The sequence below is a fragment of the Enterobacter cloacae complex sp. IR5441 genome, from assembly GCF_049238215.1.
In the GTDB taxonomy this organism is placed as follows: domain Bacteria; phylum Pseudomonadota; class Gammaproteobacteria; order Enterobacterales; family Enterobacteriaceae; genus Enterobacter; species Enterobacter hormaechei_C.
In genome coordinates this window covers 1-17,018 of sequence record NZ_JBMKIA010000026.1, presented here as the reverse complement: position 1 = coordinate 17,018, position 17,018 = coordinate 1, and the positions used below count along the sequence as shown (strand labels likewise).

The window sequence follows — 17,018 nt, the reverse complement described above, 5'->3', positions numbered from 1 at the left end:
TGGCATTAGAAGTACGCAACAAAAATAGCCCCAGGAGGAGCTAAATTAGTTACGGTTTGGTAAATTCAGATTGCCTTTTGCAGGCATGGGAAGTGCACCAGCGACAAAGGTGACATTTTGCCGGTGGTGTCTTACAGCTTGTTTAAGCTGGCCGCTTTTCACGGCTAAATCAACGCTTAACGCGAAAGTAACTTTAAGCAAAGTTACTCAAATTTGGGAGCTGATATTTAAGCTCATTGTTTTTATACTATAGCTTTAAGCATAAGTAAATGCCCATATCGAATTATTCTGTATAAAGTGGAGAAATTCGAATATTAGCTGCTTCTTTTATCTTTTCTTCACTGCATTCTCTTAAAAAGAAAGAAGGATCACCATACCACATTACAAAAAGTTGCTTTTCTGCACGCGTAAATCCAACATAAAGCAAACGTCTTTCTTCTTCTATTGCCTCCTCCCCAACTGATCTTTTACTTGGTATCTGATCCGCATTACAACTCATTATTATTACTTTATTCCACTCAAGACCCTTTGAACCATGCAAGGTTGATAGGACTACTTTCTCTGGGCTGTATTCCTCGTCCTTCTTCCTAGGGCCTAATGACATTGCAGCAGCACGATTTATCATATTCATCCAACCAGTCTTTTCTGCCCACTGTTTACAAGTGTCTAAAGCAATTTTTGTTAAGGTTGCTGTACCTTTATTACTCCTCATCTTGATTGACGACGATTCCATCCATTTCGTAAGGTTGGCGAAACGTTTTGCTATCTCAACTTTATCAGAACTTTCCTGGGTAAAGCGCACGAAGTTTGAATGTAATGTTTTTGTTTCGAGAGAACTGTCCTCCGGGATGGCAAGGTCGCCAAAAGTAACTTTTCTTCCTCTCATACTCAATGCCACTTCATCCAAAACTGATTCCTGTTCTCCAAACAATGCCAATACTCTCTTCATTAAGCGAGGATCATTTGATTGTCGGAAAAAGGCCATAAGGCTTAACACATCGCTTGTTTCTTTTTCATCCCAGAATGATTTACCTCCGTAACGAATTACTGGCTGTTCGATCAAACTTTCTAGCTCATCCAAGTGAGCATTATTGCGGCTTAGAATTGCCCATCCATGTGGATCCTGATTTATAAGGCTTAAAATACCCTGTATCTGTTCCTCCATATCTACATATGAACGAAAAGTGACCTTTCCCCCTCCCTTTTTTGCCGAGCGTAACTCTTTGGCATAACGGTAAACATTCTTTCCTATCAGTGCTCCGGCCACCTCTAAAATTTCAGGTTCACACCTAAAGCATGTGTTTAAGTAAAATATGTTAGGTCTGAAGTGTTTTTCAAACTGTTGAAATATTTTGACTCCTCCTGAGGATCTGAAGGAGTAGATGGCCTGATCATCGTCTCCAACTATACTCGTATAGACTCCAGCTCTTGTATGCAATGCTATCCATGAGAATTGTATAGAGTCAGTATCCTGAACTTCGTCTACTATCAAATGTGTCAAATCTAACGTGCGCATTTTTCCCGAATGCATTTGACCGACAACAAATTTTGAAAGAGCATTGAGGTCCGCCACATGGTCTTTCTGGCATAACGCCTGATAGGTATTAAACAAATGGATCTGTTGTCTGTTATGCCGAACTGAAATCACATCCGTATCCATTTCTCTGCCGATAGCATCAATAACGAATTCAGCTTCAGCAAACTTCATCGTTACACCGGATTCTTTCAAAGCCCGGTGAATGACAGATCTCTGTGCTGGCCCTATCAACATCTTTCCCGGCCAGCGAATCATGTCCAGTTGCTTCTTAACGAGTCCGTGAAAAGTATCCACCAGCACCCGGTCAAGATCCTTCTTGCTCAATCGCTTTTGTAACTTTGCTGCAAGTGCGTTTGTTGCAGCGCGAGTAAAGGTCACCATCCCGATTCTTGCATATGGATACTTTTTGAGAATCGATATAACCGCTTCTATCATGGTGAACGATTTGCCTGATCCAGGCGCTGCTATCACCATATTGTTTGCGCTAGCATTCTCGATAACAGGTCTTTGCTCTTCTGTTGGCTTACCCATTTCAACCTCATTACTTCGTTTTAATAATTATACATTTTTATAAAAGCGCTTTTCTTGTGTACTGCTGGTTCTACTGGAAATCACTTTTTTTCCTTTTTTATGCAATCAGGTTGTTTGTGAAACGCGTGACTATGGAATAATGGTTCCATCTCCAAAAGACATTACAAAAAGGGCTTTAAATGAAACTTTTACGTTTAGTATCTCTGGTCTCTTCTGTCGTCATTGGTTTTTCCCTATCGGGTTGTGCCGGTGACACCGGCACTACGCCAGGCACCGCTCTGAATGCGTACAGTCACGGCCAGTACTGGCATGCTAATGCAAATGATTCTGTCGCCAAGAATGCCTATTCGTTTGCTGGTTTCGACGTTAATTTTAAGGAGCAAGAGGTTACTCCTGGAGGGGATGCCGACAACTTTCTTTCTAAGTATCTCATCAATAGTTCGATGGGCTACGTAACAGGCGGTCTAAAAGGTTTTGGGATCATGAGCCTCAGCTCTTTGTACAGTTCTTCTGACGCCGAATACATCCAGGTCAATCAATACCTAGTGTTCGTCCCCAATCCAAAAAAATTGCCTTACAATGATGAAAGTTTGGTACGTGAGGGAGCTAAGTATGTTTTTGAGCATACAAAAGCAACTCAGGCCTCATTTGGATACAACCCTGAAAAACAGAAAGCAGCTCTGGCCACATGTAAAATTGATATGGCAGTCGTCAATAAATGGAGTACCTGTGATCTGCCCTCTAAGCCTGATGCTGATGTTTTCCCTACAGATTCAATGTACAGCTTTCAGGCGATTCGCCCCGCAACAGGAACCGAAATTCCTGAGCTAAACCTTCCCGCTGGTGATTACGCTGTAATTCGTTATGTGTTCATCCCATTTAAAGGAAACGAAACAAGCGCTGATTTTTCGGGTATCATTTTCCGTTCTGATAGCCCAAATACAACAACTCCAGGGGGTGTTGCAGCCTCCATCAACGGAAAAGATTATTACCTCTTTACCGGTGAATACGGTAAAAAAGGCTTCCCAGAAAAAACATTGAAAGCCAAGTAATTAAAAAAGGGGCCTAACGGCCCCTTCTTCAATATTTCGGCAACTGCTTGCCCGTAACCGGATCCAGCGTAGTTGAACCTACCTCACATATGGCCGGTCGAGGTAAATAGCTACAATCTACATTTTCCTCTTTTATAGCCTGAGCATTTTCTTGTCTGGCCTTTATCATATTTTCTTCACCGCCCATTGCTTCCTTGGTACGTTCTGATGGAAGTTGATAGTTCTCATTCTGGAATGGTAAGTTTTCCACAATTGATTCTTCGGAGAATTTTGAATATTGATCAGGAACTTCTCCTACCTGAACTGCATCATTAATCCACTCCGTCAGATCAATTTTATCGAAATCCAGTTGCTGTATTTGCTTTATTGATAGCCCCACGCAATTAGAGGCGACAGGGTCTATTCCTAATTGCGGATAAGCTTGTTGCATAATAACGCGTGACAACATGGAATTATAACAGCACATGTCTGTTGCTTTTTTAACGCATTTCTTTGTGAAACCAACATTCAGATATTTGACGCATCGTTCCGTATCTAATGTAAAACAGGATTTTTGATTCTTATGAATAGAAGCTTCCATCTCTTTCTGGTCGCATGCTACCAACATTTCTAAAAGCATTTTAGTGACCTGATAGGCTGTATAAATCCAACCGATCACGTTTAATGCAAGCATAAAGTTTTGAACCGCAGCCGAGAAGACAACCTCTCCTCCGGTAGTAGCAACGTTCTTAAAGACAAAGTCACGAACTGTATCTGGTAGCAATTCGTAGGCTTTCTTCATTGCCATCTGCTTAAGCTGACCTATACCGAAGCTGGACATTGTTTCCTGTGCCAACTGGCCAGCACCTCCTGCCCCTCCAGAAGTTGCGGAAGACCCAACTGCCCTGCTTAGATTACCAGCGACGTTTTCATATACGCTCGTTAAGGAGCTCGTGACGTTGTTCCACATTTGCCCTACTGTTTTACCAGCTGATGCAGTCCACTCTCCGACCGCATTAGACATAGAAGCCCATGTACCTGTATCACCGCCGGTCCATTTTATTAGCTGAGCATTAACTCTGGTCCAGTTTGTGTTTCTGATCATAGATCCGGCAAGCATGATACCTTCAAGTGCTCCTGCGGTTCCCTGTGGTGCTTCGCAGCAGTCCGTCTTTGCCAGGCCATTTACAAAGCCTACTGAACGACCACACCATTCAGGTTTTCCTTCAAAGACGGAACATGAATTGGCATCGTTAGGGTCTTCGCATTTGGCTTCGCCCTGCATGTACTGAACCATGTTTGAATAAGCCGCAACTTTTCCAAAATCGTTGTTCTCTTCCTTTGGCCCAGTTTCGCATGTTCCACCTGAACATGGGATCATGCCAACACAGGCATTTGTAGAAGATTCAACCTCCCGAACTACATCCTTCCCTCTGTCACAGGTGTATTTCTGTTCATACATGTAGCAACTGTTAGTGCCCTCATCGAACCAACCCTCTGCACATGTTTGTTTATCGAGTACACATGCTGCATCATTTTTATAAGCACTACATGCATCAGGCATACTCTTTATTTCTTCATAGTTGTAACAGAGGTCCTTTCCATTAGCGTCTTTCATAATTTTTCCACTAGCGTCATAAGAGCAAATTTTGTCTTTGGCCAATGGATCACAAAAGTAGCCTTCAAGGTTTGTCTTCCAGGTAAGAAATCCTTTATCACCTTCATACAGAGGCTTTGCCAATGAAAGCACGCTTTCCGGAAGCCGTTTTGTGCCAACATCCATATCTTTAAACCGATCGAAACGGCAGAATGTATTCGGAGCTTGTACAGCATCGTAACAACCAGCTGGTTCCTGGACGTGCTTATCTTCGAGCTTCATATTTTCAAAAGTCAGCTCAACCTCAAAATACCCTTCACCCTTCCCACCAACCCATACTCTGGATGCCATTGTCACTTCTCGATCAGGCTCCTCATACACCGATTTTCTGACCTTATCAGTCACATCGTAAACCTTGTCGAGTTTCCACGATTTTTTTAACTCCCAAGATCCCTTAGGAGCCGGATAGTCACTTTCTCGATATGCACCATCTATGTGAGCAAAAATCTGCGTGCCATCAAGTGTTACCCGCATGTGGTCATCCCACTCCGCGTTAACAATCTTTGCTGAGGCCAATTTTGCATCCGGATGGAATTTTAATGTCAGTTCGTTATCATATACCCCGTCACTCCAGTAGTTGTCATCACGGCGACCAAACCATATACGCACACAATTATCGCCGCACATCGACATGTCTCCGTTTCCGCCTGAAATGTAAACAGGGACTGAAAAATCACGGGTTATCGTGCAGCTGCTGAAGTTATCTTGCTTAGGCGAGTTACAGTAGAACTCTTTGTAATCAGGATAGTGTGTGGTTACTGTTTTTTTAGAGGTCTCAACATTACAGTTCTGAAGCCAGTTTCCAGTACCAGCAACAGCATTTGTTATCTCATTTCTCCCCGCAGTAAACATGGGATCGTTAGGCTTTATAGATGATGCCGGGTTGTCCTTGTTAGCATTTACGAGGGTGCGGTAGGCAACGCCATCATAACTTTGAGCATCAAATAACTGGCTTTTCCGATTCTTTATATCGTTTACAAAGCCATCCTCATCCCCATAACGATCTGCGGCATTGAACTTAATATCGCTGTGCTTTTGCTCTGAGCTGAAAATCTCTCCGGTATTTGTTTTGGTTCCAGGAGTAGTATTGGGATTACTGCTTATACCAATGTTGCCATTAGCATCCCGAGAGAGCAGCTTTGCCCCTTCCTTGGTATAGTTTGAATTGATTGTCCCTCCAGACATACTCGGCAGTTGTACGGCGCTACCAATGGACTTTCCATCGGATGCGGCATTTTTCATGACACTTTCATTTGAGTTCCCTGCCCCATACTTTCCGAGATTAAGATTAGCGGATTCGGCTTTACCCACGTATTTCTCGGTGATCTTCCCACTGACATTCTCGCCTGAATCCGCATTCTTGTACTTCTCAACAATGTCCTGAGCACTGGTTGTCGCATTGCGATTTGCGTTAGGATTAGCAAGATTAAAGTTACTTTCGAGCTGGTCAAATATAGCGTCTGCCGCATAAATACGAGGAGTCATTACCATATTTATGAGAGAGATATAAAAAGCCCAACTCATAGTATTGGCAATCATTGATGCAATAATAGTTGAAGCTATCGTTTTTCTAAGTTTCATTATTTTTACCCTTAGAAATCAAGCGCCTGGTATATATCTGACGCAACAGTCATTGTAACGCCACAACATATAGACATAATTATCATTGCCTATTTTTTTGCGCCCACCTTTAAGGGTTGACCAGTCATGTACCGAATCACCAAGACGATGACAGCAATCCGGCCCTTTCGCCTCAGGAGTTGGGAAAAGCATTGAAAGCCGATACTGGGAACGAGGTGTAAAGTATTCCCACGTTTTCTCACACATTGCGTCTGCTCCCATCGTTCGCATCAGCATTCCCTGGCGATGTAGTTTAGTCAGAAGACGCTGGGTTATCAGTGAACTCGTCCTTACAGCGTCATCATTTGCGTAAATGTGGCCGGTTAATGGATAAAGGTTGCCATCGCATCCGGCACAAAAGTATGCAGCGAGATTATCCTTTCCTGCTGTTACTGCTACACAGTCAGCAGCGCACACCATTGAGGCAATTGGGTTTGCAAAAACTACTGCCTCTGGATTCAGGACGAGTGTAAGCAGATCACTTTCCCACATAGGGTCCACTTCGCTTATATAGGTCAGGCTGGCATCTATATAGGGTTCAGCAGTGCACTCGCCAATAATCAGTAATTTGAGCATTGTCATGATTGGGAACTCCCAAAGATGAACATCGTAAAATCCGGCTTCAGTTGCTGTCATTGGCTGATTTGTGTTGCTTTTACCAATATCAAACTGCGATTTTTGAAGCATCGTGCCTTCAAGAAAGGGGCTGCACCAGGGGCTCTTTACAACTTCAACAATCTTCACCGGCTGAAAGAAGCTCAATTGCCAACCTATTTCCGGTACGCCGTTCTGATCTGTGCAGTAGCAACCCGGACGTGAAGGAGCAGCGCCTTCTGGAGCTGCCCCTATGCCCATTATCCTCATGGGAAAAATGCAGCTCCAACAGATATTCTTAATCAAGCCCTGCCACACTCCAGCTGACTGACACATAGCCCCAGGGACTCCAGCATCTGCTGCCATAGCCATACCCGGTATAGAAAGCGAAAGCATAACTGCTACAATGAACTCTAAAAGTAACTTTTTGAATTTTTTCACCATCATGCTCACTTGGATGTAATAAATGTTGCAACACTTTCGATATAGTCGACGGCTTTGGTAAAATAACTTCTCATCTGGTCCGGATAATTTAGCGTCAGCCATGTTGCAAAGAGAGCGCCTATAATAAATCCGAGTTTCATCTTATTTTTCCTCTGAAAGATTTGGGGCTCCGATACCACGGACTTCTGCCTCGCTAAACAGGGTGATCCGGAATTTATCTTGGTCAGTAGTTATAAGCGCAGGTGTGTTTTTAATCTGAAAGCGTGAGATGATCTGTTCGTTAACTTTAAACACCTTACCGTTAAATTTTTCACGTAAATCATTTAGGTGATCCCATCCATTATCTTTTTGGATACGGGTAAACATTGGCATTACTTTTCCACTACCCAGACGTTGTCGATACTGCTGCTCAGCCCATACCAGCTGGCCCGGATTGAGTGGATCGAAAATTATCATCGTCAGGTTTTGAGGAAATCTCGAAAGTGGATTAATCAACTCACCGGCGGAAGCTATTACACGGCCCTGCTTATCTTTTACGTCCTGAGTGACCCTCACTGTAGGGTCAATTAAAAATTCTTTGTGTTCCTGGGCAGGAGGGAGGTCGACCATCCATTGATTTTTCCATGTGTCAGAAACGGCCCTTTTTTTTGCACCTTCCCAGTCATATTTTTGTGCACGTTCTTCCAGTTCTTTAATGATGCTCTTTTCTTCAACGGGATAAGTGGTACCAGCAACCGGGAAAATATCCTGATCGGGTTTTTTAGCAAGTTCTCGCTGAAAAAACTCAACGTTGAAGGAGCCTACCATTTTTGCAAAACGAGCTTGCTCCCTAGAAATAATTGTCGGTACTTGAGTTACTTGATACTGACTGAAGCTATCAGGATCAATTGTAATCAAAGGAGATTCAAATTTTCCTTTGACAATCATTTGGTTTATTGCTGCCTGTGTCTCTGGTAGCCGAGTAGTTCCTTTCTTTAGACCATTGAAAACTACACGAGCTTTATGCTCTGAGGCCGTACGTAGAAGGTCTTCCAGTACATAATCCGGCAAGCTAAATGAAGCAAAGATCGTTATTCCATTTTCAGTTGATAGTGCTTCTTCACGTGTGCTATCCATTTTTCTTTCGAAGTCAGCAGCTGTGATGCCCGAGGAACCAAACAATTTTTCGATATTTTTAGATTGTCCTCGCATGACTTCCGGCTTATTTTCCGCAGCTTTCAGAGCCGCTTCATTAAGGCTGGCGTTTTCTTGAATTTCATCACGTCTTCTAATTATATCGTTGACAGCTTCAGAGTTATTACTTTGGGCCCTGATAGCCTGGGTATGGTCTATAACTGCTTGAACACTATCCGCATTCATACCGGGGACGTAACCACGGTTTATTTGCTTGCTCAGGTCCTGGTTTTTTTGGAGTGCTTCAGCTTGCGCTATGTACTTCTGCACATCTGGTGATTTTAGCGTAGCATCAAGGCTAAGAGCCCCATCTGGCTGCTGTGCACCTTTAGCCTGTGCCCCAAGCCCTTTTGCTTGCTGAGCGATTAGGTCAGCATCATGTTGATACTCAGTGCTTGCATTTGTATTACTTAAAACTGCACATAACGCAAGTCCAGGAAGTATTGGTAAATATTTTTTATTTACATTAAAAGATCGCATATGTTTTCCCAATTACTGAATTCAGCTTTACTGTTCCCCAAAAACGGGAATCCCATGAGTGATCGGTTTGCCCAATTAGGAAAACTTCGCCTTCAGGAATTATCAATTCTTTTTCAATCAAAATGGACGGAATATTGTATTTCTTCGAAATACGACGTGCATTAGCTTCAAAAAATTTGTCCCCGTTATAAACCCCATCCATTGTTACTTTAAGTTTGTCACCGCCCACACCGGCAACAATTTTTATGACTCGTTCATTTTCTGGGATAAAACGTACCGATTTCGGCATGTTAAATGCTATGAGTTCACCAGTTTTAATACTTTTATCCGAATGATCAATCATATAAAAATCAGCAGGCAGGCACCCATTCAATAAACCGTATCCAAATGTATAACGGGTGAAAAAGACACACATAACGAGAATCAGCAATAAAATATTAAGGGGGACATACCAATCCAGTATAAGCAGCCCTCTCTTTTTAGGTATGTAGTCGCTCATATTTTTCTCACTGGCACTGAAGAATATTTTTACTAGGCAGATGCACCTCTATCCAAGTAACTATTATCCATGTTTTTCAACGCTCGGAAGTCTGCAAACTAACCTAATATTCACCTATAAGAATGTTAATTCCTCAGCATGTATACGCAGCTTTGTTAGCGGCCATGAAAGATGCCTTTGGAGCAAAGTTACTTTCCGACATTAATTTTTCAAAGGTCCAATTATTGGGTATAAAAAAGCCGGGACATAATGTCCCGGCTTTATATTTAAAAATTAACTACTCACTGCTTGGTATTGATACAGTGTTTTCAGACTTACTTGCCTCTTCAGCCGGTCCGAAAACTGTCACGTGCTGTGTTGCAAAGTCTCCACTATCATCATAAGCAATTACTTTTATGTCCTGCTTACCACGGTTAAGGTTTTTAGAAAGTGTAGCCGTACTACCGAAAACGTTCCTTAATTCGCCGTTGATGAACCATTCATATCTAACCATTTTTCCATCAGTATCATCACATTTATTGGTAAAGCTCCAGCTTAGGTTGGTTTCCGTGTAGCTCAATGTACAATTAGGCACTGCGTTTTTAACGACATCAAACTCAACAGATGCTGAACCTCTCTGTCCAAGTTTACTAACAACATCAATTGTAATCTCGTATTTCTTTTCTTTTAAACCCGAGATCAGTTGAGCCCAATAATTTTTGCCGCTGGGTATTACTTCACCGTTCACCTTGTATGTGACCGTATCTATCGAGTCCGCCGAATGAGATAGCTTGATGTTTGACCTTAAGGTTACATCGAGTGGAGCTCTCATATATTTGTTAGAGAACTTGGGTGTCATCTCAACGTTCATTGGCGTTTGTTCATCGACAACAAAGGTATTTTCGATACGCTGTTCATTGTTTCGGTTATCTTTGAAAACAACCATCAATGTATATTTGCCAGGATTTTCAATTGTAAATTCTTTGGTGTCACCTTCATCTTTAGTGATTACCAGATTCTCTTTGTCGTAGATCCATTCACGGGAATAAGTAACACCAGGATAGTCTCCATCCTTAATACCGCTCAACGCAACGCGTAGGGTGGTCGGTGCCATGTCGTATTTAAGTTTGGAGCTTATTTTCATCTCGGGAAATTTATAAACCCACGATTTGACAGAAACTCTACGGGTAGAAACCGTATTCTCCTTATTGTCCGCTAACCATGCACTGTATTCAAAAGCAGCATATCCCTGTTTATCCAACATTTGCTCAGTAAGGGTAACAGACAGTGAAGAGCCCTTAAATGTCTGGCCATCCGGTGTTTTCCATTCTTCAACTACGTTATTACCATTCTGGTACTTACTGTTAGGGTTCGTGAACTTACCTTCCAAAGTAACTTTTTGACCAACCTCTACCTTTGAAACCCCCGTTACCGAGACAGAAAGGCGCTTGGGTTTTGCGGCTGCCAACCGAGCAGACGTTTCCTTCCATGAAGACTCCTCTGCCAGTTCATCGGAATCAAGGTAACGCATCCGGGCATAAATCGTAGACGGTAGGGTATCAGCTGAAGCCACAGTGTAAGTTGTATCTCCCTGCACCCAGTTGACTTTATCCTCTGACCAGAGAACCTCAGCGGTGCCTGCTGGTATAGGTTCATCGTTATCAAGCAGGGTTACAGGTATATCTGAGCCCTGAAGAATGTCTGTAACATCTATACTGAGCTTAGGCTGCTTGTAGGTAACTACCGTTAAGGCATCTGTGTAGGAAATCTTGGATGTGAATTTATTAGTCATTTTTGCCCTATAAAGCCACTTTCCTACTTCTGTCTTTTTGATACTTACACTTCTCTTTCCGGTCATGTCGGAAAGCATGGTCCAGGTTTGACCATTATCAGAGGACTGCTGCCATTCGGTGGGGGCGAGTGCATCAGAGTTAGCCGTACTGGCAGATTTGAAGCTTACCAGAGTACTAAGTGGGATCCTTCCGATAATAAGGCTTTTCGACAGGTTACCCTCCAGTTCCTCACCTTTATAGATTCGAATGCCTACAGCACTGGTCTCACGTTTCATTTCAAAATCAGAGAATGGCGATCTGACCTTAGCCACACCAACCAGACGCATATTACCCAGATCCATATTTTCAATTTTAATCTTGGTTTCGACAATGCCCGCATCATTGACCGGCAATGCTTCAGTCAGCGCAGTTCTTTCGTATGTAGTTTTATAACGGCCTGTTTCTGGATCTTTGCCGTATACACTTTTTTGAGAGTATATCGTGACGTCCCATTCTCCCATTGTTTTACGGTCAAATGCACTTTTACGTGTGGAGTTGTTATAACGCCCCACTGTTACCTTTAAGGGCACTTCAAGAGATGTGGCTGTTTTTTTGTCATCCACTTCCATCGATGCTCGAATATTGAAATCAGGCACCGTATATACGTTGAGGGTGTCTGTAGTTCTTAATTCTGGATCCTTTGAGTATTCTACAGCTATGTCAAAGACGTTCTTTGTCCACAATGGTGCAGCAGCAACCTTGACCCTTTGTACAAAGGTCGTTGCATCGTTGTTTGAGGAACGATTTTTAAATGACGTTTTGACAGCCTCAGAGCCGTTTTGAGAGACGATCATCGTAACGTCAGCTGGTACCACCTTCGCTAATATTCGAGCGGCCTCCCCCCCGGTCGTATAAGCCAGAGCAGTGTTCGGATTGATGCCTGCTATGACTTTATTCTTTTTGTAAGAGATGATCGGGTTGTATGGTAATTGTGTGGTCAGAGTACGGCGATTCCTTGCGGAAACCGCTTTAGAGCCCTTCCCGTTAATCATATAGACTTGATAGTCGAGCAGATTCTCACCTGTTTTATTAAAGAATCCAGTTAGACCCGGGGTACGTCCTTTAAAATAGAACTCCAACCCATCAGGGACATTGTTCCACTGAGGGTAGCATGCTGTAACATCTGATTTTTCCCCATACCAGGCGAGGTAAGCATTCGCATTTTCCTCTGTGGTAAACAGAGTGCATTTATCACCAGCTGTTTGACTAAGCAGGTCCGTATACTGACGTACGCGCGAGTAAAGAGTTACGTTTTTTTCCAGATTCTTAAGAGTGAATCCAGTAGGTTGATAAGTGAACACGGTACTGAAATTTACGTTTTTTCCATAAAGGTTTTCAGCCACCACAGTAATCTCGTGATCCGAATTAACTGCTAAATCGTCTCCAACCGGCAGGTAGTAAATACCTTTATAATTTGTAGGTGTTAACGAAACTACTTTGTTGTCTATTGTTACTGATTTTATGTCAGCAACCCCAGCCTGCCCCTGGAAAGCTGCAACGATAATCTCGTTCAGGAAGTATACGGGTGCTCGTTTAGTTAATACCTGCCCATCTTTGAGAACCATAAGCGTTGGGTTATCAGACAGCATCAGTTTGCTTTCAGGCTCAGTGTACGTAGAAGAGTTTTTGCTCGTATTTTCTACTGTAAAAGTCGCTGCGTAGGACCCGTTTATAAGATCCGTTAAGTCAAAGATATAGAGGTACTCATCACCGACTTTTTGAGGTCCACTTACCGGCTGTAAAGTTCTACGTAAAGGGGTTGCCCAGGACTGTTTGAAATCAATCTCAGTGCCATCATCTAAAGTCACTTTAGTCGTCGGCTTAAACACGCCATCCGGAGTCATAGTGAGCGACATAGCTGTTGGGAGCCACCATTCACCTTCTGTTTCTTGCTGGGGTACCTTAACGGCCACAGCAACGGTTTTGGCTCCGGTATAGATGTCCTGGCCACCTACTTTGATTGTTTTAGCCTCATCGGTAAAATTCCAAAGTGTATGGTCTACTACAGGAGGCCGATAATCCCAGTTAACAACAAGCTTTTTGGATTCAGGAGGTGCGAAATAATTATTCTTAGAGTTTGCTGTAATTGTGATATCACGTGAACCCAAAAGTTCATCTGTATCACTGGCCTTAATGCTTCCAACTTCAATGGTACAGGAAGTTCCGCCAATAGGTACTTCACAGGCGGAGCCTGAACCTATTGAGATGTATTGAATATAATTGCGGGGTTCAACAGAAACAGCGATATCTTTGATCGCTTCATCCTTTAAATACGATTTGAAAGAAAAGCCGTCATAGACTAATCCGTTCAGGGATGATTTAAGACCGGTGATAGTTGGTTTTACCGGTGCCACACTTTTGATTGAATATTCACCTTTTACTATTTCAACTTTTTTCCGTTCAGAACCAGAGAAGTAAGAAATCTTGTAAGGTAGTTTTAAATCACCGGTGGTGTTGGGAACGCCTGAAAGAGTGAAGCCGTTAGAAGTTAATCCCAAGGTATTGGGTAACCACTCAAAAAAACAAACGAGGTTATCAACAGAGGAAGTCGCTCGATCATCAACCGTTACATTACAGGCTGTGCCTGCACCTGAGGCAGTGATAGTGTTAGAATTAACGTATGCAACAAAGTCGCCCGGCCCCGGGTCAAAGGATACGGCTGGCAAATCAGCCTGTAGCTTTCCTGAAATCATAATCGCTTCAGCATAGACCGCTTTAATCGGAGCAATTAAAGAAAACAACAGGGCTAAACCTAAACCTGATTTTCTCATGACGAATACCTGTTTTTCTGAGCAAAATTAAACTCACTTTACGATGAAAAACAGAAATATCCGTTCGTATAACATTTAAAAAAACCTGTATTTTTCCGTATATTCCGTATGTTAATGCGCTATTTTGAATTCTTGGCTTCAGATAAGCGAAGCGCGGTAATTATAGACTCGGAGCTTACCCAGGGCGTTTTTTGAGCAAGATATCCAAGTATGTAGAGGCCAATTTTAACGCAATCCATTTGTGAGACGGGGACCATGTGCATGAAGGGTTTTAAGCCATCTTTATCGACTGGAACTATCCCTGCGGATAACAACAAACCGCCCCTCTCGTTTGGGGTAACGCTTATATTTTTGTATACGACGTGGCCATGATGTGAGGTTTTCCTCTTATCAATCTTTAAAGTATGCATGATTCTAAGAAATACAGATGCCATCTGCATAACTTCATTCGTCGACAATTTTAGAAGTACAGAACGGTTTGAGCCCCAGTCATAATCTTTTTTTGCGTTCCTTGGAGCGACGTGCAATGTAAGATAATAATTATCAATCTCATTTGAAAAAGGTGAAGGTTTTGATGAGCTAACATCTTCATTGTTCATCTCAATGACAAGGGCTGCATCCTGACCAAATGCTTTAACATTATGGTTTTTAAGAGCGAAGTCTGAAGTTGCCATATAAAAAGTCACTTTTGATAAAACCACATACCGCCTAATGATTCATCATCGGCAAGATGCTTGAAATTTGATAGTGTAAATCCTGTTTTGGTTTCAGAAATCACCAGGCTGTAAGATGCCGTATGTACAAGGCGAGAATTGTTTAGATCAAGATCATCACAAAAACCAGGGCTTTTGACGGGGTCAGCCTTTTCAACAAAAGTTACTTTTGAAGCGATGCCGTTGATCACGATTTTCTCGTTATCAGCAATTTTAATGTTTAAAGAAGGCGAGCTTTTATCACATGGCAGGAAGAGTGATGTCTTTTTAAATGTGTTTCCAGTGAAGTCCAAAAGGTCAGGTTTAACCGGAACATTGTTTAGGATTTTATAAACTCCAGCAAATGCACATAACACAACAAAACCAGATAAAACATATCTAATCTTAGACTTCATCCCCCAGTTCCTCTCCTAAAAGTTTTAACGCGCTTACGCACATAAGCCTCAACTGATACAGTAAGTTATCAGCGGTTATTCCACCAACGAAGGTAACTGTACGTCGTATTGATGCTCCGCCAGGCTCGCACTGGATATGGCCAATACCAGAATCACGGAGGAAGTCATTTTCTGCACTTACAAGGTCTGACTCTACAGGTGGAATGATAACTTCAATGAGTATTGTATCAACTGGGGCCCACTCCCAATCGAACTTAAGAGAGGAAATTGGGGATATAGAAACAAGAAGCTCATCAATATTAAAAATTACGGGTTTTATTCCCATAACCTCAGACTGAATGAAGTGGCTTTCTACCATAACTACCGGAAACTCTGAAATAGTCAGAACTCCGATTAACTGGTCTCGGCGTAAACCATGTATTAGTGAGTTGCGAGATAGCATTCGATCAGCCTTTATTATAATAATCAATCATTTGGGACAAGGACAAAAGGGATTACAGAAACGAAGATTCTACATGAACATCGTTGTCAGTGACCTTAGGTCCATCGGGTATAAGGGTATCAAAAAATCCTTACATAACCATTAAACCACAAAGACTTTTTACGTAAAATAATAATTAAGTACCAGATTTATTAAGATAATTCTTAGGTTTTTTACAAATTTAGGAAAAATCCGCACTTCCTGTAACAGCATCCAAATTAACCTAAAATACCGTTTCATTAACAGTAATTTTACAGATTCAGCTGAAGCCTGAGTTTATTATAACAAAAAAAAGGCCAGCAAGTATGCTGGCTTTCCTGGTAAGACAAGTTGAACTCAGAAGTCGATTGTACTGTCTCTCACCTATCTTGCCAAAGTCGCTAGTCGCTTGTTTGCCTTAGCTTTAGATTTTATGCTTATGGAGGCGGTTTGATTTTCATCCGATACTTTTTCTAGCACTGGCACCACAGAGGAAATGGACTTTTCTTTTGAAATTTTGGATGCACCTGGGCTTTGTTGAATAAATCAGATTTCGGGTAAGTCTCCCCCGTAGCGGGTTGTGTTTTCAGGCAATACGCACGCTTTCAGGCATACCTGCTTTCGTCATTTTGTTCAGCGCTCGTACCAGGGCCATAGCCTCCGCAACCTGACCATCGTAGTCACGCAGCGTCAGTGAACCCCCGAACAGCTGTTTTACCCGGTACATCGCCGTTTCCGCTATCGAGCGACGGTTGTAATCTGTTGTCCATTTCCACCGCGCATTACTCCCGGTCATTCGCTGATTAGCCACTGCACGGTTACGGTCTGCATATTCACCGGGCCAGTAACCCGCACCTTTTCGGGGAGGGATAAGCGCGCTGATTTTCTTACGCCGCAGTTCATCGTGACATAGCCGGGTATCGTAAGCGCCATCGGCGGCGGCTGACCTGATTTTCCGGTGGGTTTGCCGGATTAACCCGGGGAAGGCCTCTGAGTCCGTAACATTGTTCAGCGACAGGTCAGCGCAGATGATTTCATGTGTTTTACTGTCAACGGCGAGATGCAGCTTACGCCAGATACGGCGGCGTTCCTGGCCATGCTTTTTGACTTTCCACTCGCCTTCACCGAAGACCTTCAGCCCGGTGGAATCAATTACCAGGTGTGCGATTTCACCCCGGGTGGACGTTTTGAAACTGACATTAACCGACTTTGCCCGCCTGCTGACACAGCTGTAATCCGGGCAGCGTAGCGGAACGTTCATCAGAGAAAAAATGGAATCAATAAAGCCCTGCGCAGCGCGCA

11 protein-coding genes are annotated in these 17,018 nt (G+C 42.8%); 1 reads left to right on the top strand and 10 read right to left on the bottom strand.

Annotated features, from left to right (window positions below; translation table 11 throughout):
- Positions 1 to 283 precede the first annotated feature (283 nt).
- The gene (trhI, locus tag ACOTX5_RS20545) at positions 284 to 2,068 is read right to left on the bottom strand and encodes an IncHI-type conjugal transfer helicase TrhI (protein ID WP_000517885.1); all 1,785 of its coding nucleotides are present in this window, start codon (positions 2,066 to 2,068) and stop codon (positions 284 to 286) included.
- Between the two features lie 179 nt (positions 2,069 to 2,247).
- Between trhI and ACOTX5_RS20540 the strand changes: the two genes are divergently transcribed.
- Entirely contained in the window at positions 2,248 to 3,120 is an 873-nt protein-coding gene (locus tag ACOTX5_RS20540; RefSeq protein ID WP_000771834.1) for a hypothetical protein, read from the top strand.
- A gap of 28 nt (positions 3,121 to 3,148) precedes the next feature.
- On the opposite strand, the gene trhN is transcribed toward ACOTX5_RS20540, so the two are convergent.
- From trhN to ACOTX5_RS20495, 9 genes are all read right to left on the bottom strand, one after another.
- Entirely contained in the window at positions 3,149 to 6,337 is a 3,189-nt protein-coding gene (gene trhN, locus ACOTX5_RS20535) for an IncHI-type conjugal transfer protein TrhN (RefSeq protein WP_000776701.1), read from the bottom strand.
- Between the two features lie 18 nt (positions 6,338 to 6,355).
- Positions 6,356 to 7,411, bottom strand: a complete 1,056-nt coding sequence (trhU, locus tag ACOTX5_RS20530; RefSeq protein WP_181231580.1) for an IncHI-type conjugal transfer protein TrhU — start codon at positions 7,409 to 7,411, stop codon at positions 6,356 to 6,358.
- Between the two features lie 144 nt (positions 7,412 to 7,555).
- Entirely contained in the window at positions 7,556 to 9,067 is a 1,512-nt protein-coding gene (locus ACOTX5_RS20525) for a TrbC family F-type conjugative pilus assembly protein (RefSeq protein ID WP_058685157.1), read from the bottom strand.
- Positions 9,054 to 9,566 (bottom strand): IncHI-type conjugal transfer protein TrhF, encoded by a 513-nt coding sequence (gene trhF / locus ACOTX5_RS20520; RefSeq protein WP_001286760.1) that lies wholly within the window; start codon positions 9,564 to 9,566, stop codon positions 9,054 to 9,056. The genes ACOTX5_RS20525 and trhF overlap by 14 nt, the downstream gene beginning before the upstream one ends.
- Positions 9,567 to 9,843: 277 nt before the next feature.
- Positions 9,844 to 14,148, bottom strand: coding sequence for an IncHI-type conjugal transfer protein RSP (gene rsp / locus ACOTX5_RS20515; protein ID WP_001232109.1), 4,305 nt, complete (start codon positions 14,146 to 14,148; stop codon positions 9,844 to 9,846).
- A gap of 119 nt (positions 14,149 to 14,267) precedes the next feature.
- Positions 14,268 to 14,822: a plasmid transfer protein gene (locus ACOTX5_RS20510; RefSeq protein ID WP_000235773.1), complete on the bottom strand. Its 555-nt coding sequence runs from the start codon at positions 14,820 to 14,822 to the stop codon at positions 14,268 to 14,270.
- An 8-nt stretch (positions 14,823 to 14,830) separates the two neighbouring features.
- Positions 14,831 to 15,256, bottom strand: coding sequence for a hypothetical protein (locus ACOTX5_RS20505; protein ID WP_000836981.1), 426 nt, complete (start codon positions 15,254 to 15,256; stop codon positions 14,831 to 14,833).
- Entirely contained in the window at positions 15,246 to 15,698 is a 453-nt protein-coding gene (hdtA, locus tag ACOTX5_RS20500; protein ID WP_000952689.1) for a H transfer determinant A, read from the bottom strand. The genes ACOTX5_RS20505 and hdtA overlap by 11 nt, the downstream gene beginning before the upstream one ends.
- A gap of 604 nt (positions 15,699 to 16,302) precedes the next feature.
- On the bottom strand, positions 16,303 to 17,018 hold a 716-nt coding region (locus ACOTX5_RS20495; protein ID WP_285661412.1), incomplete at its 5' end, for an IS5-like element IS903B family transposase.

What these genes read in the sequence shown, in the direction of transcription:
- trhI (WP_000517885.1), bottom strand. Translation starts at nt 2,068, where the DNA reads ATGGGTAAGCCAACAGAAGAGCAAAGACCTGTTATCGAGAATGCTAGC.
- ACOTX5_RS20540 (WP_000771834.1), top strand. Translation starts at nt 2,248, where the DNA reads ATGAAACTTTTACGTTTAGTATCTCTGGTCTCTTCTGTCGTCATTGGT.
- trhN (WP_000776701.1), bottom strand. Translation starts at nt 6,337, where the DNA reads ATGAAACTTAGAAAAACGATAGCTTCAACTATTATTGCATCAATGATT.
- ACOTX5_RS20525 (WP_058685157.1), bottom strand. Translation starts at nt 9,067, where the DNA reads ATGCGATCTTTTAATGTAAATAAAAAATATTTACCAATACTTCCTGGA.
- trhF (WP_001286760.1), bottom strand. Translation starts at nt 9,566, where the DNA reads ATGAGCGACTACATACCTAAAAAGAGAGGGCTGCTTATACTGGATTGG.
- rsp (WP_001232109.1), bottom strand. Translation starts at nt 14,148, where the DNA reads ATGAGAAAATCAGGTTTAGGTTTAGCCCTGTTGTTTTCTTTAATTGCT.
- ACOTX5_RS20510 (WP_000235773.1), bottom strand. Translation starts at nt 14,822, where the DNA reads ATGGCAACTTCAGACTTCGCTCTTAAAAACCATAATGTTAAAGCATTT.
- ACOTX5_RS20505 (WP_000836981.1), bottom strand. Translation starts at nt 15,256, where the DNA reads ATGAAGTCTAAGATTAGATATGTTTTATCTGGTTTTGTTGTGTTATGT.
- hdtA (WP_000952689.1), bottom strand. Translation starts at nt 15,698, where the DNA reads ATGCTATCTCGCAACTCACTAATACATGGTTTACGCCGAGACCAGTTA.